At 70.6% G+C, this 19,754-nt stretch carries 19 protein-coding genes; 12 read left to right on the top strand and 7 right to left on the bottom strand.

Annotated features, from left to right (window positions below):
* Positions 1-34: 34 nt before the first annotated feature.
* Positions 35-967, bottom strand: a complete 933-nt coding sequence (locus FHW12_RS06610; protein WP_182530229.1) for a cupin-like domain-containing protein — start codon at positions 965-967, stop codon at positions 35-37.
* A 283-nt stretch (positions 968-1,250) separates the two neighbouring features.
* On the opposite strand from FHW12_RS06610, the gene FHW12_RS06615 reads away from it, so the two are divergent.
* Complete coding sequence (locus FHW12_RS06615; RefSeq protein ID WP_220484360.1) at positions 1,251-1,919, top strand: J domain-containing protein; 669 nt, start codon at positions 1,251-1,253, stop codon at positions 1,917-1,919.
* A gap of 8 nt (positions 1,920-1,927) precedes the next feature.
* On the opposite strand, the gene FHW12_RS06620 is transcribed toward FHW12_RS06615, so the two are convergent.
* The gene (locus FHW12_RS06620) at positions 1,928-3,328 is read right to left on the bottom strand and encodes a TIGR03013 family XrtA/PEP-CTERM system glycosyltransferase (protein ID WP_182530230.1); all 1,401 of its coding nucleotides are present in this window, start codon (positions 3,326-3,328) and stop codon (positions 1,928-1,930) included.
* A gap of 190 nt (positions 3,329-3,518) precedes the next feature.
* Here FHW12_RS06620 and glmS point away from each other — a divergent pair, with 190 nt between their 5' ends.
* Together glmS and FHW12_RS06630 are read left to right on the top strand one after the other, a co-directional pair.
* Positions 3,519-5,351 carry a glutamine--fructose-6-phosphate transaminase (isomerizing) gene (gene glmS / locus FHW12_RS06625; protein WP_182530231.1) on the top strand — a complete coding sequence of 611 codons (1,833 nt, stop codon included), beginning with the start codon at positions 3,519-3,521 and terminating at the stop codon, positions 5,349-5,351.
* A gap of 8 nt (positions 5,352-5,359) precedes the next feature.
* Positions 5,360-5,704 carry a TfoX/Sxy family protein gene (locus FHW12_RS06630; RefSeq protein WP_182530232.1) on the top strand — a complete coding sequence of 115 codons (345 nt, stop codon included), beginning with the start codon at positions 5,360-5,362 and terminating at the stop codon, positions 5,702-5,704.
* Positions 5,705-5,730: 26 nt separating this feature from the next.
* Here FHW12_RS06630 and FHW12_RS06635 read toward each other — a convergent pair whose 3' ends face one another.
* Positions 5,731-7,584 (bottom strand): LamG-like jellyroll fold domain-containing protein, encoded by a 1,854-nt coding sequence (locus FHW12_RS06635; RefSeq protein WP_182530233.1) that lies wholly within the window; start codon positions 7,582-7,584, stop codon positions 5,731-5,733.
* Positions 7,585-7,814: 230 nt separating this feature from the next.
* Between FHW12_RS06635 and FHW12_RS06640 the strand changes: the two genes are divergently transcribed.
* Both FHW12_RS06640 and FHW12_RS06645 read left to right on the top strand, forming a co-directional pair.
* Entirely contained in the window at positions 7,815-9,869 is a 2,055-nt protein-coding gene (locus tag FHW12_RS06640; protein ID WP_182530234.1) for a DUF7452 domain-containing protein, read from the top strand.
* Positions 9,870-9,957: 88 nt separating this feature from the next.
* Complete coding sequence (locus FHW12_RS06645; RefSeq protein ID WP_182530235.1) at positions 9,958-10,536, top strand: TIGR00730 family Rossman fold protein; 579 nt, start codon at positions 9,958-9,960, stop codon at positions 10,534-10,536.
* Between the two features lie 87 nt (positions 10,537-10,623).
* Here FHW12_RS06645 and FHW12_RS06650 read toward each other — a convergent pair whose 3' ends face one another.
* The gene (locus FHW12_RS06650; protein ID WP_182530236.1) at positions 10,624-11,064 is read right to left on the bottom strand and encodes a TfoX/Sxy family protein; all 441 of its coding nucleotides are present in this window, start codon (positions 11,062-11,064) and stop codon (positions 10,624-10,626) included.
* A gap of 30 nt (positions 11,065-11,094) precedes the next feature.
* A complete protein-coding gene (locus FHW12_RS06655) occupies positions 11,095-11,583 on the bottom strand; it encodes a GAF domain-containing protein (RefSeq protein WP_182530237.1) in 489 nt (162 codons plus the stop codon).
* Positions 11,584-11,739: 156 nt separating this feature from the next.
* On the opposite strand from FHW12_RS06655, the gene bioD reads away from it, so the two are divergent.
* From bioD to FHW12_RS06670, 3 genes are all read left to right on the top strand, one after another.
* Positions 11,740-12,405 (top strand): dethiobiotin synthase, encoded by a 666-nt coding sequence (gene bioD, locus FHW12_RS06660; protein WP_310735174.1) that lies wholly within the window; start codon positions 11,740-11,742, stop codon positions 12,403-12,405.
* 285 nt (positions 12,406-12,690) lie between these two features.
* The gene (locus FHW12_RS21210; RefSeq protein ID WP_259392919.1) at positions 12,691-13,605 is read left to right on the top strand and encodes a hypothetical protein; all 915 of its coding nucleotides are present in this window, start codon (positions 12,691-12,693) and stop codon (positions 13,603-13,605) included.
* A gap of 68 nt (positions 13,606-13,673) precedes the next feature.
* Entirely contained in the window at positions 13,674-14,534 is an 861-nt protein-coding gene (locus FHW12_RS06670; protein WP_182530238.1) for an energy transducer TonB, read from the top strand.
* A 10-nt stretch (positions 14,535-14,544) separates the two neighbouring features.
* On the opposite strand, the gene FHW12_RS06675 is transcribed toward FHW12_RS06670, so the two are convergent.
* Positions 14,545-15,921 carry a glutamate--cysteine ligase gene (locus FHW12_RS06675; RefSeq protein ID WP_182530239.1) on the bottom strand — a complete coding sequence of 459 codons (1,377 nt, stop codon included), beginning with the start codon at positions 15,919-15,921 and terminating at the stop codon, positions 14,545-14,547.
* A 111-nt stretch (positions 15,922-16,032) separates the two neighbouring features.
* Positions 16,033-16,644 carry a ribosome biogenesis GTP-binding protein YihA/YsxC gene (gene yihA / locus FHW12_RS06680; protein WP_182530240.1) on the bottom strand — a complete coding sequence of 204 codons (612 nt, stop codon included), beginning with the start codon at positions 16,642-16,644 and terminating at the stop codon, positions 16,033-16,035.
* 172 nt (positions 16,645-16,816) lie between these two features.
* On the opposite strand from yihA, the gene FHW12_RS06685 reads away from it, so the two are divergent.
* The 4 genes from FHW12_RS06685 to FHW12_RS06700 all read left to right on the top strand — a co-directional run bounded on the left by FHW12_RS06685 (position 16,817) and on the right by FHW12_RS06700 (position 19,744).
* Positions 16,817-17,536 carry a c-type cytochrome gene (locus tag FHW12_RS06685; RefSeq protein WP_182530241.1) on the top strand — a complete coding sequence of 240 codons (720 nt, stop codon included), beginning with the start codon at positions 16,817-16,819 and terminating at the stop codon, positions 17,534-17,536.
* Between the two features lie 113 nt (positions 17,537-17,649).
* A complete protein-coding gene (locus FHW12_RS06690; protein ID WP_182530242.1) occupies positions 17,650-18,336 on the top strand; it encodes a thiol:disulfide interchange protein DsbA/DsbL in 687 nt (228 codons plus the stop codon).
* Positions 18,337-18,369: 33 nt separating this feature from the next.
* Positions 18,370-19,020 (top strand): thiol:disulfide interchange protein DsbA/DsbL, encoded by a 651-nt coding sequence (locus FHW12_RS06695; protein WP_182530243.1) that lies wholly within the window; start codon positions 18,370-18,372, stop codon positions 19,018-19,020.
* Between the two features lie 43 nt (positions 19,021-19,063).
* Positions 19,064-19,744 (top strand): thiol:disulfide interchange protein DsbA/DsbL, encoded by a 681-nt coding sequence (locus FHW12_RS06700; RefSeq protein WP_182530244.1) that lies wholly within the window; start codon positions 19,064-19,066, stop codon positions 19,742-19,744.
* The last annotated feature ends 10 nt before the right edge of the window (positions 19,745-19,754 follow it).

Consider the following 19,754-nt stretch of genomic DNA (forward strand, 5'->3'; position numbering starts at 1 on the left):
CCATGCTGCGGCCGGCGCTGCGCCGGCGATTCGATCAGTGCAGGCGCGCCATACCCCAGTCCGCGCGGCGATTCGCGCCGCAGCGTTCGGCGAGCGTCAGCATCGGCCCGAGCAGGCCGAGATACAAGCCCAGCCAGCGTGCGCGCGCGGCGTGGCCCTTGCGGTGTTCCTCGGCGACGACGTCGCGCACGAACTCGCGCCAGTTGCTCGATTCGAGCTGGTCGAACGCGACCGTGATGTTCATCGTGAGGCAGCGCGCGGTGTGCCAGGTGCCGCACGGGATGAACAGCGCGTCGCCGGCGCGCAGCACGACGCGGTGCCGGCGCGCCTGCTGCAGCAGTGGCCAGCGTCGCGCGTCGTGCAGGTCGTCGACGCGCGACATCCACGGCATCTCCGGGTGCACGTACAGCAGGTGCTCCTGGCCACGCTCGTACAACGTGAATTCCTTGTCGCCGTGCACCTGCGCGATCCACGCGTGCATGCGCAGCATGTCGTAGTGCAGGTACGGGAATTCGCCGCCCGGCCCGCCGAAGAAGATCTCAAGGTGGTTGACGAGGTCGAACACCGACTTCGGCATGAACGGGCTCGTGTGCCGGTTCGGCAGGCTGCACGGGAACCGCGGGGTGACGTCGGCCATGAGATCGGCGCAGTCGGCGAACGTGCACGGGTACGGCGCGGGTTGCGCCTCGCTCGACGCCTGTTGCAGCGCGATCACCTCGCCGAGGCGGTAGTGCCGGCCGCGAATGCGCACCGGACGGTCGGCATAGCGTTCGAGGAAGAACGCCGGCGTGAACCGGTCCGGCGCGCTCCATTGCTCGAGCGCGCTGCGCAGCACGACCGGGCGGCGCGGCTCGAGGTAGCGCGCGCGGAAATCGGCGGGGTCGAGCGTGTCGACCCGGTCGACCCACGTCGCGGCATCGACCTTCGCCGGCGCGTCCACCGCCACTGACCCTGCCCCGATCGTCATGAATCCGTCCCTTGCGATGCGCGTGTCGGGCCAGCCGGGTGCCGTTCGTCCGGCCCGGCGGCTGGCCTGCGCGCCGGTCACGCCACTCTTTCGACCCCGGAAAGGTGACGCAGTTCACATTTTAGCGCCGGACCGCCAATCTAAGCGAGGCACGCCCTGGTGCGCCAGTGGGGGCCGGTCGGCCCGCGCGGCAACAGGTAGAATCGCGCTGCGCCCGTTCGGGGAACGGGGTCCGCGCCCCGTGTCGGCCGGACCGGACCGGGCAGACCGTTCGGGGGCAAGCGTGCTCGACAAGGCCGATTTCTTCGCGCTCTACCAGCAGTTGGGGCTCAAGCCCGGCTGCACGCTGGACGAGCTCAAGGCCGCCTACCGGCGCCGCGTCGCCGAACTCCACCCGGATCGCCGTGGCGCGGACGCCGACCCTGCCGATGCCGCGCGCCTGCAGGAACTCACCGCGGCCTACAACGCCGCGAGCACGTTCCATCGCCGTTACGGCCGCCTGCCCGGCGGCACGCATTCGGCGCCGCGTGCGCCGATGCCGCGCGCCGGCCGCGTCGCGCAACCGCTGAACGAGGAGGCGCGTCCCGCGCGCGGATCGCGCCGCTGGCTCTGGCTCGCCCTCGTCGGTGGCCTGCTCTGGGCCGCGTGGAGCAGCGGCGTGTTCGACGGCACCGTCGACGTGGACGGCAGCGCCGCACCCGGGCGCCCCGTCGGTGCGACTGCGACCGCGCCCACGGCCAACCTGGCCGGACTCATCATCCTCGGCACCGACGCGGCGACCGTGCGCGCGCTCGAGGGTCGCCCGGTCATGGAAAGCCCGCAGCGCTGGGACTACGGCCCGTCGTGGATCGCCTTCAACGACGGCAAGGTCAGCGACTGGTACAGCTCGAAGCTGCGCCCGCTGCGCGTCGCGAGCGCGCATCCACCGGCGCCCGAGCCGGCCGCGCACTGAGTCGCCGGTCAGCGCGCGCCGCGGCCGAACAGCACGACCTCGACCGTCTGCACGAGGATCGTGAGGTCGAACAGCAGGTCGTGGTTCTTCACGTAGAACAGGTCGTACTTGAGCTTCTCGACCGCGTCGTCGACCGAAGCGCCGTACGGGTAGCGCAGCTGCGCCCAGCCGGCGAGGCCGGGTTTCACGCAGTGGCGCAGGTTGTAGTAGCGGATCTGCCGCGCGAGGTCGGCGACGATCTGCGGGCGCTCGGGCCGCGGCCCGATCACGCTCATGTCGCCACGCAGGATGTTCCACAGCTGCGGCAGTTCGTCCAGGCGCGTGCGGCGGATGAAGCGGCCGACGCGCGTGACGCGATCGTCGTCGCGCGTCGCCCAGCGGGCGACGCCGTCGCGCTCGGCGTCGGTGCGCATGCTGCGGAATTTCGCCAGTGCGAACACATGGCCGTGCTCGCCGACGCGTTCCTGCCGGTACAGGATCGGCTGGCCGGCGCCGGATTCGAGCCGGATCGCGAGCGCGACGAGCAGCATGAACGGCCACGCGAACACGAGCACGACCAGCGCGATCGACACGTCGAACACGCGCTTGATCGCGTGGCGCAGCGGCGAATTGTCGAAGCCGTGCGAGAACACGAGCCACGACGGCTCGACCAGCGACAGCTTGACGATGCCCAGTTCGCGCTCGAAGAACGAGGCGAGGTTGCTGACCGCGATGCCGGCCTGCTTGCAGTCGAGCAGCTCGTCCATCGGCAGCCCGCGGCGGCGATCGTCGGGGCCGACCACGATCTCGTTGACCTGCAGCTGCTCGGCGAACGCGCGCAGGCTGCCCTCGACCGCGAGCAGCCGCTCTTCCGGCACGCACACGGTTTCCTCGCCCATGCGCACGTAGCCGAGGATGATGAAGCCGCGCCGGTCGGTGCGCCGGCGCATGCGCTGCGGGATCGTCGCCGCGTGGGTGCCCGCTCCGAGCACGAGCACGCGCCGCTTGAGCGATTCGATGTCGACGAGGCGCGCGATCAGCACGCGCCAGCCCTGCACCGCGGCGAACCCGAGCACGAGCGCGATCGCGAACACGCCGCGGCCGATCTCCGTCGCCGGGAACAGGTAGTAGATCGTGATGAGACCGACCACGCCCAGAGCGAAACCGACCAGCTGGCGCGCGAACAGGCCGAACCAGCTCTCGCGCAGGTGCTGCTGGTAGAGCCCGAGCGCGGACATGCCGAGCACGAGCACGACCGCGAACAGCAGCGCGCGCGGCCACAGGTGCCCGGCGAAGCCGGCCAGTGCCGGCGCATCGGCGAAATAGCGCAGGTGCGCCGCGAGCTGCACGCCGAGCGTGAGCGACGCGAGTTCGAGCAGCACCAGCAGGGTGAGCCAGCGTATCGACTGTCGCCGCAGCGCCCGCAACATCCGCTCGTCTCCGTCCAGGGAACCGCCGATCCGCCGGCACCGCGGCACCCCGAAGCGAGGCGCGCGCCATCGTCGCGCCATGCCTGCGCCATGCCCGTGCCACGACCGGTCGGTTTATCATCTTGGCAGCGCGGGGCGACGCCGGCAAGGCGAGCCCGGCGACCCCGATCCCCAGCCGAGGAAGGCCCGCATGTGTGGAATCGTCGCCGCGACCGCGGCCCGCGACGTGGTGCCGGTGCTGATCGCCGGTCTCAAGGCACTCGAGTATCGCGGCTACGACTCGGCCGGCATTTCCGTGCTGGAGGACGGCCGCCTCGCGCGCGTGCGTGCGGTCGGCAAGGTGCGTGAACTCGAAGCGCTGTACCAGGCTGCGCCGGTCGCCGGCGTCACCGGCATCGCGCACACGCGCTGGGCCACGCACGGCGCGCCGAGCACGAGCAACGCGCACCCGCACGTGTCGAGCGAGCGCGTCGCGGTCGTGCACAACGGCATCATCGAGAACCACGCGGACCTGCGCGAGGAACTCAAGGCGAAGGGGTACCGCTTCGAGTCGGAGACCGACACCGAAGTGATCGCGCACCTGGTCGAGGACGCGATTGCCGGCGGCGCCGGCCTGCGCGAGGCGGTCATCGCGGCGACGCGGCGCCTGCACGGCGCCTACGCGATCGCGGTGATGAACCGCGACACGCCCGACCGCATCGTCGGCGCGCGCCGCGGCAGCCCGCTCGTCGCCGGCCTCGGCGACGGCGAGTATTTCCTCGGTTCGGACGTGCAGGCGCTGATCAAGCAGACCAACCGCTTCAAGTACCTCGAGGAAGGCGACGTCGCCGAGATCAGCCGCGGCGGCTGCGCGATCTACGACGCCGACGGCGCGCCGGTCGAGCGCGCCGAGCGCAAGAGCGAACTGTCCGCCGACGCGGTCGAGCGCGGCGAGTACCGCCACTACATGCTCAAGGAGATCTTCGAGCAGCCGCGCGCGATCGCCGACACGCTCGAAGGCCGCATCGCCGAAGGACGCGTGCTGCCGAACATCTTCGGCGTCGACGCCGACCGGCTGCTCCAGCGCGTCAGGCACGTGCAGATCGTCGCCTGCGGCACGAGCTATCACGCCGGCCTCGTCGCGCGTTACTGGCTCGAAGGCCTGGTCGGCCTGCCGTGCAGCGTCGAGGTCGCGAGCGAATACCGCTACCGGCGCGTGGTCGTGCCGGAAGGCACGCTGTTCCTCGCCGTGTCGCAGTCGGGCGAGACCGCCGACACGCTCGCCGCGCTGCGCGACGGGCGCAATCGCGGCTACCTCGGCTCGCTGGCGATCTGCAACGTGCCCGAGTCGAGCCTCGTGCGCGAGTCCGACCTCGTGCTGATGACGCGCGCGGGCCCGGAGATCGGCGTCGCCTCGACCAAGGCGTTCACGACCCAGCTCGCCGCGCTCGCCCTGCTCGCGATCGAACTCGCGCGCATCAACGGCATCGCCGCCGACAAGTACGCCAGGCTCGTCGCCGAACTCGCGACCCTGCCGCGCGTGATCGGCGAGGTGCTCAAGCTCGAACCGGAAATCGCGCGACTCGCCGAGCGCTTCGTGCCCAAGCACCACGCGCTGTTCCTCGGCCGCGGCGTGCACTACCCGGTCGCGCTCGAAGGCGCGCTCAAGCTCAAGGAAATCTCCTACATCCACGCCGAGGCGTATCCGGCCGGCGAACTCAAGCACGGCCCGCTCGCTCTCGTCGACGAGGACATGCCGGTCATCACGGTCGCGCCGAACAACCAGCTGCTCGAGAAGCTCAAGTCCAACCTCGAGGAAGTGCGCGCGCGCGGCGGCGAACTGTTCGTGTTCGCCGACACCGACGCGCCGGTGAAGCAGGACGGCGAGCGCGGGGCGGTGCTCAAGGTCGCATCGGGCGGCAATCTCATCGCGCCGGCGGTGTTCACGGTACCGCTGCAGCTGCTCGCGTACCACGTCGCTGTGCTGCGCGGCACCGACGTCGACCAGCCGCGCAACCTCGCCAAGAGCGTGACGGTGGAGTAAGCGCCGCCGTGGCGACCGACCGCGAGTTCGTCGATTACGTCGCCGAGCAGGCCGGCCTCGGAGAGCGGCTGGCGGTGCGGCGCATGTTCGGCGAGTACGGCCTGTACGTCGACGGCACCATCGTCGCGTTCTGCGCCGACAACAGCCTGTTCCTCAAGCGCGTGGCGCAAACCGCCGCGCTGCTCGACGACCTGCCGCAGCAGCCGCTGTTCCCGGGCAGCAAGCCGTACGCGCTCGCCGACGAACTGCTCGACGAGCCCGGGCGGCTGCACGACCTGCTCCTCGCGCTGCAACGCCTGCTGCCCGCACCGAAGGCGAAACCACCGAAGGCGAAGGCGCGCGCGCGGCGCTGACCCGACGCGCGTGCGGGTGCCGTGGCTCAGTTGCCGTCGAAGCCGTCCGTGAAGATGCCCGCGGGACCGGCGTCGACGTCCGCGGCCTGGTTGTCGCCCGGCTGGCTGTCGACGATGCCGCCGCTGAGCGTCGCCTGCGCCGACGCGACCAACGGGACGCCGTCGAACTCGGGCGCGTGCGCGCTGATCGCGAACGCGGCGCTGCCCCCCGCCGGCAGCACGATCGATTCGTCCAGCGTGCCGCTGCCGCTCGGCGCGCACGTGGCGCCGCCGACGCCGATGCAGGTCCAGCTCACCGCGTCGAGCGCCGGCGCGCTACCGAAGGTGACGTGCACGGTGCCGGCGCCGAGCGTCGGGCTGTGGTTGCCCACCACCAGCTGGTAGACGAGCGCCTGCCCCGGCGTGACCGCGACGACGCCGTCGTCGAGCGAAACGCCGACGTCCACGTCGTCGTCGACGATGACGCCGTCGGCCTGGTCCGGATCGAGCATGACCTGCGGGTTCGAACTCGCCAGCGCATGCAGCGAGAACGTGCGATCACCCTGCGCGACGAGGTTGCCGATGATCGGCACGCTGACCTGCTGCACTTCGCCGGCCACGCCCGCGAACGTCACCGAACCGCTCGTCGCGACGTAGTCGGTACCCGCGTGCGCGGTTCCATCGACCGTCCCGTACGTCACCGAAACGCCACCCGGTACCGGGTCGGCGAGGGTGAGGTCGAACGTGAACGCGCTCGAGCCGGCGTCGCCTTCCGGACCTGCCACGCCGGACACGGCGACCGTGGTGAAATCGTCGTCCGCGTTGCTGGCGCCGAGGTCGAACGAAAGCGCGCCGTAGCACGCGTCGGTGGCTTGCACCGCGAACGACACGTTATAGACGACCGGCCCGTCGATGACCGCATCGTCGACGCCGACGATCGACACGGCTTGCGGCACGTTCCACTGGTCGGCGGCGAAGGTCAGCGCAGCCGGCGTCGCGACGCCTTCGGCGGGATTGCTCGAGGTGATGCTCACGCTCACGTCGCCGGCCGGCGGCGCCGCGAGCACGACGGTGCCGGTGTAGCCCGAGCCGTCCTCGCCGGTCGACAGGATCGGCGGCAGCGGCGGATCGAACACCAGTGCCGGCGCCGTGCGCGTGACCGGCGATGCGATCCAGTTCGAGGTGCCGCCGGTCAACGCGAAATTCAGCAGGGTGCCGTCGTAGCCAGCGCCGCTGCCGTCGGGCAAGGTGGTCAGGCCCGTGTTGTCGCCGCCGGCGGTACCGACGTCGAAATCCCAGGACGCAACGAGCGGCGCGCCGGCGCCGCAGGTTGACAGGGCCTCGGCGCGTACCTGCGCCGGTGTCAGCGCCGTCGACCAGAGGCGGAATCCGTCGAGCGCGCCGTTGAGCGGCTGCGCGCCGTCGGTGCGACTGCCGAGCGTGAGCATGCCGTCGATCCCGGTCGACGAGCTGCCGCCGGCGGTCGTGGCGACCTCGCTGCCGCCGATGAACATCCGCGCCGTGGACGATGCCGCATCCCAGCTCACCGCCAGGTGCGACCACTGGCCGGTCGGCAGGGAACCAGCGGTGGTCACGCTCGCCTGGCCGCTCGTCGTGCGCACGTAGAAGAAGGGCACGTTGCCGCCGCTGAGCAGGATGGTGGCGAACTCGTTGACGTTCTTCTGCGCGAAGAACACGCGTTGCGTCGCGCTGCCATCCGGCCGCAGCCACAACGACGCGGAGAAGGAGTTCGCGGCCGGATTGCCGAAGATCGTCGGCAGTGCGACCTGCACGCGATCGTTGCTGCCGTCGAACTGCAGCGCGTTGTTCTGCGCGTCCGCCGTCGATGAAAGCAGCAGCAGCGTTGCCGGAATACCTGCGAACCGATTCAGGTAGTGCATGATCGTCCCCTTCGACACTGCTCCGGACTTTGGCGCGAAGCGCGTCGGCGTGCAATGCCGGAAGGTGCTCTCGCGCCCGCGTACCGCGACGCGCCGGGCATCGGCGGCATGGCGGTCGGATCCCCGCGTTTCGTGACGCGGTTGGCGGTGCGTCTGCGCCGTGGATCGGCACATGCGCGGCCGCGGTGGCGCTATCGTCCCTTCACAGGGGAACGACGAGGGCTATCTCCATGTCACATCATCATCGCCTGGCTGCGGCCGTGCTGTTCCTGCTGCCGGCCTTCGCCGCGGCGGCGACGCGCACCTGGCCGACCACCGCGCCGTGCAACGGCGGAACGCTGCAGGCGTGCATCGCGGGCGCCGCCGGCGGCGACACGGTCGAAGTCGCGATCGACGCGACGATCGACGAGGACCTCGGCTTCGGCGTGCCGTTGACCTTGCGCGCGGCGAACGGCTACGCGCCCGAGCTCGCGGCCGATCGCTCGATCTCGGTGACCGCGGCCGGCGACGGCGACTACGCGGTCGAAGGCCTGACGCTGCAGCGCGGCTTCGTCTACGTGACCCACAGCGGCGGTAACGTCGGCGTGCGCATCCGGCGCGTGCGCGTGCTCGCGCCGATCGCGATCGGCGCGGCGCAGATCTCGCTGTACAACTCGGCGACGACGCCGCTCGAATACGACATCGGCGAGAACGAGCTCGCGTTCGCCTGGGGCACCTACGACGGCGCGATCCACGCGGCGCTGCAGGTGCTCGACACGCAGAGCGGCAGCAGCAGCGGCCGCATCCACGAGAACCACATCGACGCGGCGGGCCTGTGGGCGAGCGGCATCCTCGTGTTGAGCGCGAACCGCACGCACGTCGTGCGCGTCGACGGCAATTGGATCCGCGGCGGCTCGGCCTACGGCAGCATCGACCTGCGCCAGGGCTCGATCGGCGGCAGCGGCAGCGGCAGCCTGACCGCCTACGTCGTCGACAACGTCGTCACGCCGCTGCACACGGTGGGCGACGCCCAAGGCATCCGCGCGGATGCCTACTTCGGCAGTCTCGTGCTGCAGGCGTTCAACAACAGCGTGACCGGAGCCTACAGCGGCATCGACGTCTTCGGTGGCACGGGCGCGACGCTCGGCGGGCGCATCGCCAACAACCTGCTCGCCGGCAACATCCTCAACCTCGCCTACTCGAACAGCGGCGGCGGCAGCATCGGCAACGACCACAACCTGCTGCACGACGGCAGCACGAGCGGCATCACGCCGGGTGCGGGCACGGTCAACGCCGATCCGCTGCTGCGCGGCGCGCCGGGCAACCCTTGGCTCAACGCCGGCTCGCCGGCGATCGACGCCGCCGACGGCACCGCGCTCGCGAACCTGCTCGCCGCGGCCGGGCTCGCGCGCACCGACGGTGCCGGCCTGCGCCGCTTCAAGGGCAGCGGCAACCTCGCCGACATCGGCGCGCTCGAGTTCGGCGACGCGACGTTCCTGCATCGCGTCCACAATGCCTCGTCGAGCGCAGCGAGCGTGCTCGACGACGCGAGCGTCGATGCGCAGCCGGCGCGACGGCCGCAGCTGACCGCGAACTGGAATCCGCCTGGCGCCGTCGGCCTCTACTGGAACCATCCGGTCAGCGCGCTCTACAGCAGCGTCGCGTCGCACTGGTCGCTGCGCGACGAGGACCTCGCGCCGTTCGCCGACGACGTGCGTTTCAACATATTCGCGCCGGCTGCGGGCGACGGCAATTTCGCCCACCTGGCGACCGCGGCGAACGTCAGCGGCGACACCACGCGCCTGTCCGCGAGCGGCCTCGACGACGAACCCGACCGCATCCTCCTCGTCACGCGCAACTCGCTCGACCCGGGCGGCAGTCTGTTCGACGACGTGCATCCGTTCGGCGTGTTCTATCTCTCTTTCGGCGGGCCCGGCAGCTGGTTCGTCTCGCACCTCGATTCGACCGCGATGGGCGAAGGCGGTGGCTACGACGTGTATTGGCAGCCGCCGAGTGCGAACGCGTACCGGCATCTCGCAGCGCCCGGCAACATCGCCGGCAACTACACGCTGCTCGACCATCCTCTGCTCAATGGCAACGCCTGCGCGCAGGTGCACGTCACGCAGAGCGCGGGACAGGGCGTGTTCAACGGCCACCAGATCGGCGTCTGGTACACCGGCAGCCGCTGGTCGGTGTTCAACCAGGACGGCGCCACGATGCCGGCCGACGCCGAATTCCACGTCGTGGTCGACGCGCGCCAGGCGTTCGAGTGCGCCGACCTGATCTTCGCCGACGGCTTCGACTGACGCCGCGCGAGCGGCGCGCCCGCGCGCGCCGCTCGTGACCACGTCTCGGTCGCGCACTACACTGCGGCCCGCACGATCGGGAGGCCCCATGCGCATCTGCGTCTACTGCGCGTCCAGCGAACACGTCGACCGCCGCTACCACGATGCCGCGTCCGCGCTCGGTCGGGCGATCGCCGAGGCGCGCTGCACGCTCGTCTACGGCGGCGGCGCGGCCGGCCTCATGGGTTCGCTGGCGAACGGCGCGCTCGCCTCGGGCGGCGAGGTGATCGGCATCATTCCGCGCTTCATGACCGAGGTGGAATGGCAGCATCCGGGCCTCGCCAACCTCGAAGTGGTCGAAGACATGCGCGAGCGCAAGCATCGCCTGCTCGCCGGTTCCGACGCGGTGGTCGCGCTGCCGGGCGGCTGCGGCACGCTCGAGGAACTGTTCGAGGCGATGACGCTGAAGCGCCTCGCGCTGTACCTGAAGCCGATCGTGTTGCTCGACGTCGACGGCTTCTACGCGCCGCTCGAGCGCTTCCTCGAACAGACGATCGAGCAACGCTTCATGAACCCGCAGCATCGCGCGTTGTGGACCAGCGTCGCGCGCGTCGAGGACGTGCTGCCGAGGATCCGCGCAACGCCGGACTGGGACGCGAACGCGCGCGACTACGCGGCGGTGCGCTGAGCGCACGCATGGCGTGCGCACGAAGCGCGCCGCCGGTCGATCGCGTCGCCGGACGCGGCGACACTCGCGTTTCCGCTCGCCCCGCCCCTACTCGAAGCGGCTGAGTTCGCGATCCGCGTCGCCGCCGCCTGACGAGCGATCCTCGTCGTCGGGCTCGTCGAACAGGCTCGCCGGCGCGGATTCGCCAGCGGCATCGTCGGCGCCGCGCGGCGTGGCGCCCGGTTCGCTCGCGGCCTTCTGCTTCTCCCAGCGCGTCTTGATCGGGTTCGCCGATTCCGCCGCGTCGAGCGCGAGCAGCAGCTCCTGCTTCTGCTCCTCGGGCAGGTCCGCCCAGTGGCAGTCGGCGAGCGCGCCGGCCATCGAATAGAGCAGGTTCAAGCTCGGCCGGAAGCCGGCGCGCTTGACCTTGAGGAACGTCTCGACCGGACCGATGCGTGCGAGGTCTTCGGTCGTGCGCACGCCGACCTGGCGTAGCCACGCGGCCGACTTCGGCCCGACATTGCGGATCTTCACATCGCGCGCGCTCATGCCGCGGCTCCCAGGTCCGAAGGTTGACGATCAGCGCAGCGCGTCGAGGAACACGCTGCACAGTGTTTCCATGCCCGCGCGGTCCTCGTCGTCGAAGCGCGCGAGGTCCGGGCTGTCGACGTCCCACACGCCGACGAGCGTGCCGGCCGCATCGACCAGCGGCACGACGATCTCCGAACGCGACGCACCGTCGCAGGCGATGTGGCCGGGGAACGCGTGCACGTCGCGCACGACCTGCGTTTCGCGCGTCGCCGCCGCGGTGCCGCAGACGCCCTTGCCGAGCGCGATGCGCACGCAGGCGGGCTTGCCCTGGAACGGACCGACGACGAGTTCGCGACCGTCGAAGAAGTAGAAGCCGCACCAGTTGATCCGCGGCAGCGCGTGCCAGGCGAGCGCGGCGAAATTGGCGGCGTTGGCGACGCGGTCGCGTTCGCCGTGCAGCAGGCCGCGCGCCTGCGCGGCCAGTTCGGCGTACAGTCCCGCCTTGTCGGCGGCTTCGATCGGAGCAGCGGCAAACATGCGCGATCCCACGAGGCGGAAGTCGCATTGTATCGCGCCGCGTCGCCGGCGTGACGCATACTGCGCGCCCGCACCGCCCGACAATCGCATGAGCGCATCCGACCCGATCGACCACGCAAGCCCGCGCCGCCTCGCCCGGCGCGCCGGACGCCGATCGTGAACGCCGCGCGCGACCTGTTCGTCACCGGCACCGACACCGGCATCGGCAAGACGCGCGCCGGCGTCGCCCTGCTGCGCGCGTTGCGCGCGCGCGGCGTGCGCGCCAGCGGCATGAAGCCGGTCGCGAGCGGCTGCGAGGCGACCGCCGACGGTCTGCGCAACGAGGACGCGCTCGCGCTGATCGCGGCGAGCGACCCCGCGCCCGCTTATTCGACCTGCAACCCGTACGCGTTCGCACCGCCGATCGCGCCGCACCTCGCGGCACGCGCGGTCGGCGACGAGATCGTGCTGGCGCCGATCCGCGTGGCGTTCGACATGCTGCGCGCGCGCGCCGACCGCGTCGTCGTCGAAGGCGTCGGCGGCTGGATGGCGCCGCTTTCCGACTCCCTCATGCAGGCCGACGTCGCACGCGCACTCGACCTCGACGTCGTGCTCGTCGTCGGCCTGCGCCTAGGCTGCATCAACCACGCGCTGCTGAGCGCGCGCGCGATCGAGGCCGACGGCTGCCGCCTCGCCGGCTGGATCGCCAACCGCGTCGACCCCGCGATGGCGGTCGCCGACGACAACATAGCGACGTTGCACGCGCGCATCGACGCACCGTTGCTCGGCGTGCTCGAGCACGGTGGCGCCGACCTCGCGCCGATCGATGCGCATGCGCGCTGAGCCGCGCGCGATCCCGCGCGACGTCGTCGCGTGGGGCTGGCTGCTCGCCGCCTGCGGCTTCGCCTTCGATCTCGCCGGCTGGTGGCCGGGACAGATGTCGTACGACTCCGCCTACGCGTGGTGGCAGGCGCGCGGCGGCGGCGGCAACGACATCGTGCCGCCCGCATTCACGCTCGCATGGCGTGTTTCGCAGCACCTCGCGGACGGTCCCCGCGCCGTCTTCGCGCTGCATGCGCTGGCGTTCCGCAGATCGGCGCCGCCTTCAGGCCGTGGAGTGCACTGCCGTTGCTCACGGGCGCGCGGCACGGCATCCGCCAGCCGTTCGAGCCGCCGCTCGACGAGGCGCAGCTGCGCGAACTGCGTCGTCGCTGCTTCGATGCGATCCGCGCGGAGCCGGTCGCCTGGCTCGCGCACCGGTTGCGCGTGTCGGCCGCGCTGTTCGGCGCGCACGGCGCGGACTGGCCGCGCGGCCTCATCTACGAGGACGGTGAGTACGCGTACGGCGACAACCCGCCCGTACCGGCGAACGCCGGTGCATTGCATCGCACGCTGATGCATCTCGCCGGGCGACGCGCGTCGCTGGCGTGGCTCGCCGCGTGGCCGTGGCTGCTGCTCGGTCTCGTCGCGCTGCCGCGCGCGTGGCGGCAGCAACCCATCGGCGTCGCCGCGCTCGCGCTGGCCGCGAGCGCGTGGAGCTACGCATTGCCGATGTGCGTGCTCGCCGCGTCGGTGCAGCTGCGCTACGTCGGACGGTCCTGCGCGGCGAGCCTGCTCGCCGCCGCGGCGGCGTTCGCGCCGCGTACAGTTCGCGCTGCTAGACTCGAACCGAACGACCTGCAAGGGATGCCCATGGCCACCGTACAGCGCTACATCTTCACCATCGACGACCTGCCGAAGGCGCGCGGCGAATCGCACGAACTGTCTTTCCAGGGCGGCTCCGCGGAAAGCTTCGCCGCACTGTTGCAGCAGGCGCTGCGCGACCCCGTGTTGTGGCAGCGCTGGAAGGCGATGCAACCCGATCCCGACGCGGTCGACCCCGGCCTCGGCGCGAGCGATCCGACGGCGACGGTCGAGGCGCACCAGTCCGACGTGCACGTCAGCGTCGACGTGCGCAGCTCGCTGCCGCACGCGGTGATCAAGCACCGCATGACCCTGCTGGTCGGCAAGCACTGGTCGCTGCGCGACGTCAGCGCGGCCTGATCCGCGGGCGATTGCCCGTATACGAGGATTGTCGTAGAGTGGTGCCGGGCAATCCGGGGAGCACCGACATGGTCGTCGCCAGCCGCCTGCCGTACCGCCATTCGCGCCACCGTCCCGCCGCGTCGCGCACCGACTGGCGCGCGGTGATCATCACCGTGGCCGCGCACGTCGCGCTGCTGCTCGGCCTGCTCGCTTCGCCGTACGGCGCGCCGCTGCGCAGGGAAGTTGCGCAGATGATCCTGGTCGACCTGACCAGCTCGGACGTCGCCAGCGACCAGCAGCAAGCCGTCAAGGAAGCGCATGCCGCGGTGCGCGCACACGTTCCGACGACCGCTTCCGCGGCGCCCCGACGCGAAGCCGTCGCCGCGCCGACGCGCGCCGCGCGCGTCGTCGACGAAGGCCGCGAAACCATCGTCGCGAGCGGCGCGGCGAGCACGAGCGAAGCGAGCGCGACCGGCGCGGCGACCGCTGCGCCACTCGCCGGATCCGCGGTGGGCAGCGATGGTCGCGGCGAAGGCAGCGCGCGCGGCGCGCGTTTCCGCCCGCCGCGCGTGCTCAAGCGCGTGCTGCCGGCCTATCCCGACGAGGCGTACGCGCAAGGCCGGCAAGGCTCGGTCGACGTGATCGTGACGGTCGCGACCGACGGCTCGCCGATCGACGCCAGCATCTACACTTCGAGCGGCACGCCGTCGCTCGATCGCGCCGCCGTCGCCGCGGTGCGCTCGTGGACCTACGCCGCGGCGACGAAGAACGGCGAAACGACGCAGGCGCAGGCGATCGTCACGATCGACTGGAGCATCGCGCGCGAGATGCGCCTGCGCGGCGCCCCGCGCGTGGCGCAGGCGCCGTCGGCGGAACAGCGCGGCAAGGCGACCGGCGTGCGCAACTGCCTCATCCGCGACGCGCAGCACGCCGACCTCTGTCGCTGAGCGGCGACGCTCAGTAGGCGAACTCGCGGAACACGCGGTCGATGTCGCCGTTCCACTCGCCGTGGAACAGCTCGAGCTTGCGCTCGGCCGGCGTCTGGTTCGCGTCGACGATCTGCGCGAGGATGTCGAGGAACATCGATTCGTCGGCGCCGTGCCGATTCGTGCGCGCGCGCCGCGCGAGTCCCTGCGCGGAGATCTTCAACGCCTCGCCGGCGAGTTCGCGCACGGTCGCTCGCGTGCCACCGAGGCGCGCGGGCAGTTTCAGCGCATGCTTCGGCACGCCGTCGCGCAGCGCGTGGCGCTCCTCGCGCGTGAAATCCTTGACCAGGTCCCACGCGGCGTCGAGCGACGCCTGGTCGTAGAGCAGGCCGACCCAGAACGCAGGCAGCGCGCACAGGCGGTTCCACGGGCCGCCGTCGGCGCCGCGCATCTCGAGGTACTTCTTGAGGCGCACTTCAGGGAATGCGGTGGTCGTGTGGTCGGCCCAGTCGCGCAGGGTCGCGCGCGCGCCCGGCAGGTCGTCGAGTTCGCCGGCGAGGAACTTGCGGAAGCTCCGCCCGGAGAGATCGATGTAGCGACCTTCGCGATAGCTGAAATACATCGGCACGTCGAGCAGGTAGTCGACGTAGCGCTCGTAGCCGAAACCGTCCTCGAACACGAAGTCGAGCATGCCGGTGCGGTGGGGATCGGTGTCGGTCCAGATGTGCGAGCGGTAGCTCTGGTAGCCGTTCGGCTTGCCTTCGGTGAACGGCGAGTCGGCGAACAGCGCGGTCGCCACCGGCTGCAGCGCGAGCGCGACACGGAACTTCTTCACCATGTCCGCTTCGCTCGAATAATCGAGGTTCACCTGCACGGTGCAGGTACGCGTCATCATGTCGAGGCCGAGGGAACCGACCTTCGGCATGTACTCGCGCATGATCTTGTAGCGGCCCTTCGGCATCCACGGCATGTCCTCGCGGCGCCACTTCGGCTGGAAACCCATGCCGAGGAAGCCGACCCGCAAGTCGTCGGCGACGGTCTTCACTTCCTGCAGGTGGCAGGCGACCTCGCAGCAGGTGTCGTGGATCGTCTCGAGCGGCGCGCCCGACAGTTCGAGCTGGCCCGCGGGTTCGAGCGTGACCGAGGCGTTGTCGCGCACGAGCGCGATGAGCTTGCCGTCCTCCTCGACCCGCTGCCAGCCGAAGCGCGTCATGCCCTCGAGCAGCACGCCGATGCCGCGCTCCCCTTCCCAGGTCGGCGGGCGCAGGTCGTCGAGGCGGAAACCGAACTTCTCGTGCTCGGTGCCGATGCGCCACGCGGCGGCGGGCTTCTCGCCCTCGGCGAGGTAGCCGACCAGCTGGTCGCGCCCGCGGATCGGTTCGTCCTTGACGCTGCTCGGGCCGGACATCGGTCTACCTCGCTGGGGGTGGTCGGCGGAAATGGGGATGCGTGGTCCGAACAAAAGCCCTCGGACCCGCGAACGCGTCGGCTCGTGTCGACGGTGCGCCGGCGCGCTGCCTCAGAGGTCGAGCCACCCCGCGACGAGCGAGCGCGCCTCGTCGAGGCCGGTCTTCGCCAGCGAGGAGAACAGCTGCGCGGTCGCCTCGGGCGCGAACGTCGCCAGTTCCTTGCGCACCGCGGCGAGCGTGCGCAGGCCCTCGCTGCGCGACAGTTTGTCCGCCTTGGTCAGCAGGCAATGGCAGGCGCGGCCGCTCGCTGCGCCGAATTCGAGCATGTGGCGGTCGAACTCCTTGAGCGGATGGCGCGCATCCATGACGAGCACGAGGCCCTTGAGCGAGGCGCGGTTGCGCAGGTAGGTGTCGATGACGCCACGCCAGTGCAGGCGCATCGCCTCGGGCACCTTCGCGTAGCCGTAGCCGGGCAGGTCGACCAGGCGGGCCGCGGGATCGCCGACCGGGAACACGTTGAGCAGCTGCGTGCGGCCGGGCGTCTTCGAGGTGCGCGCGAGGCCCTGCTGGTCGCAGATCGCATTGAGCGCGCTCGACTTGCCCGCGTTCGAGCGGCCGGCGAACGCGACTTCGGCGCCGTCGTCGGCGGGCAACTGCTCGAGGCGGTTCGCGCTGACCAGGAACTGCGCCTTGCGGAACGGATTTGCGGACTGGGCGGACACGTCGGCCTTTGCGGATGGGGTCGGTGCGCGGCGTCGGCCACGCGTGCCGGCGTTGCGATGGTTTGACCGCCTTCGGAGTCGCGGGGATAATTCCGCGGTTTTCGCCCGCGTCGCCGAGCCGGCACGCGCAAGGCGGGTTCGCGGTCATCCCACGGGTTTGCGGAGTGAGTGTATGAGCTTTCGGCGCGTCTTTGTTCAGTCCCTGCTCGCCCTGACGGCGCTGGCCGCCGGCGCGGCACAGGCGCAGACCGCGCCGAGCGAACCGGCGGCGCCGGCACACGCGGAAGCCGCTCCGGCACACGCCGGCCCGATCCTCGGTGACGCCAAGGCCGGCGAGTCGAAGTCGGCCGCGTGCGGTGCCTGCCACGGCATCGACGGCAACCCGACCGACAAGCAGTATCCGAAGCTGGCCGGCCAGAACGAAGCGTACATCGCGCGCCAGATCACGCTGTTCAAGAGCCAGAAGCGCCAGAATCCGATCATGATGGGCTTCGCCGCGACGTTGAGCGAGCAGGACATGCACGACATCGGCGCCTACTTCGCCGGCAAGACTTCGCTGCCGGGCGTCGCCGACGACAAGCTCGTCGAGCGCGGCCAGGCGCTGTACCGCGCCGGCGACGTCAAGCTCGGCGTGCCGGCCTGCATGGCCTGCCACGGACCCGACGGCCGCGGCATGGCCGGCGCGGGCTTCCCGCAGCTCGGCGGCCAGTGGACCGACTACGTCGCGACCAAGCTCAAGGACTGGAAGGCCGGCACGACCTGGGGCGACGACGCGAACGCGAAGGTGATGCCGGCGATCGCGCAGAAGCTCGGCGACGCCGACATCAACGCGATCGCGTCCTACGTCGAAGGCCTGCACACGGCTGCGGGAACCCAGACCGCCGCGAAGTGATCCAAGCGGGGCGCGACGGATTGCAGTCGCGTTCAGCGGCCCGCATCGAGACTCGCGCCGCCGATCGTGCGGCGCCCGCGCCGTCCCCTGTTCCACGCTCCAGGAGATCCTCGATGTTGAAGGGCCTGTTCCAGACCGCGTCCGCGCTGCTGCTCGGCGCCGCCTTCGCCACCGCCGCGCACGCCGCCGACACCTTCGAGGCGGGCACGCACTACTTCGCGGTCGAGCCGCCGCAGCCGACTTCGACCGGCGACAAGGCCGAAGTGGTCGAGGTGTTCTCCTACGCCTGCCCCGCCTGCAACATGTTCCAGGCCACGATGCAGAAGCTCAAGGCGGCGCTGCCCGCGAACACCGAGCTCGTCTACCTGCCCGCGTCGTTCCGCCCGGACGAGGACTGGCCGGTGTTCCAGCGCGCGTTCTACACCGCGCAGGCGCTCGGCGTGCTCGACAAGACGCACGACGCGACGTTCGACCTCGTCTGGAAGGACGAAGGCACGCTGCGCATCAGCGACGCCAAGACGCACAAGCCGGTGAGCCCGATGCCGACCATCGAGGACGTCGCCAAGGCCTACGCCAAGTTCGGCGTTAAGGCCGACGAGTTCACCGCGACCGCGGGTTCGTTCGCGATCAACACGAAGATGAAGCGCGCCGACGCGCTGCTGAAGGCGTACGGTGTCGATTCCACGCCGACGCTCGTCGTCAACGGCAAGTACCGCCTGACCGCCGTCAGCGCCGGCGGCATCGACAAGATCGCCCCGCTGGTCAAGTTCCTGATCGAGAAGGACGCCGGCGCCAAGTAAGGCCCTTCGATCGTCGCCCGCGAGGAGAACACGATGTTCATGCGCAGTCTGATCCTGGTCACCGGCCTGTTCTGCGCGGTGTTCGCCCATGCGGCCGACGAACCCGCCACGAAGTGGGAGGCCGGCACGGCCTGGCAGCCGATCGATCCGCCGGTGCCGACGAGCACCGGCAGCAAGATCGAGGTGCTCGAGGTGTTCTCCTACGCGTGCCCGCACTGCGCACACTTCCAGCCGTACGCGGAGGCGCTCAAGGCGAAGCTGCCGAAGAACGCCGAGTTCGTGCTGATGCCGGCCGACTTCCAGCCGCGCTGGGTCGCGTTCGCGCGCGGCTTCTACGTCGCCAAGGACCTCGGCCTCGTCGACAAGACGCACCAGGCGCTGTTCGACGCGATCTACCGCGACCGCCGCCCGCTCAACTCGCTCGACGACATCGCCGGCTTCTACGCCGGCTACGGCGCGAACAAGGAGAGCTTCGTCTCGACGATGCAGTCGTTCGTGATCGACGGTCGCATCGCGAAGATCCGCGAGATGGAAGCGAAGTACGGCGTCGACCAGACGCCGACGCTGGTCGTCAACGGCAAGTACCGCATCGTCGCGAACCCGGACAAGGGCATCGGCTTCGACCAGATGGTCGAGATCGCGCTGCAGCTCGTGAAACAGGAATCCGCGGCGAAGAAGCACTGATCGCCGCGGCCCATCGAACGCGTTCCATCCGAAGGACACCGTCATGCTGAAACAACTGGGCTTCCTGCTCGCCGGCCTGCTGCTGGCATCGACCGCGACCGCGGACGAACCGGCCGCCGCGGCGCCGACGACCTGGGAAGCGGGCAAGCACTATTTCGTGATCGATCCGCCGCAGCCGACCACCAGCGGCGACAAGGTCGAGGTGCTCGAAGTGTTCTCGTACGCGTGCCCGCACTGCGCGCACTTCCAGCCGTACGCCGAGCAGGTCAAGCAGTCGCTGCCCGACTACGCCGCGTTCAGCTACATGCCGGCGATCTTCAACGCGCAGTGGGAGCCGTACGCGCGCGCGTTCTACGCGGCGCAGTCGCTCGGCGTGCTGGAGCAGACCCACCAGGCGCTGTTCGACGCGCTGCACCGCGACCACCTGCCGCTGCGCACGATCGACGACCTCGCCGGTTTCTACGCGAGCCACGGCGTCGACAAGGCGAAGTTCCTGTCCTCGGCCGCCTCGTTCGAAGTCGAGAGCAAGCTGCAGCACGCAGCCGAGGTCGTGCGCGGCGCCGGCGTCGACGGCACGCCGAGCATCCTCGTCGCGGGCAAGTACCGCCTGTCGGGGCAGTCGGCGGGCGGCTATCCGCAGATGATCCAGCTGGTCGACTACCTCGTGAAGAAGGAACACGACGAGCATGCGAAGCCGGCCAAGGCCGCCGCGAAGAAGAAATAGCGCCGTGCAT

Origin of the sequence: Dokdonella fugitiva, from assembly GCF_014138265.1 — a bacterium.
Taxonomy (GTDB): domain Bacteria; phylum Pseudomonadota; class Gammaproteobacteria; order Xanthomonadales; family Rhodanobacteraceae; genus Dokdonella_A; species Dokdonella_A fugitiva_A.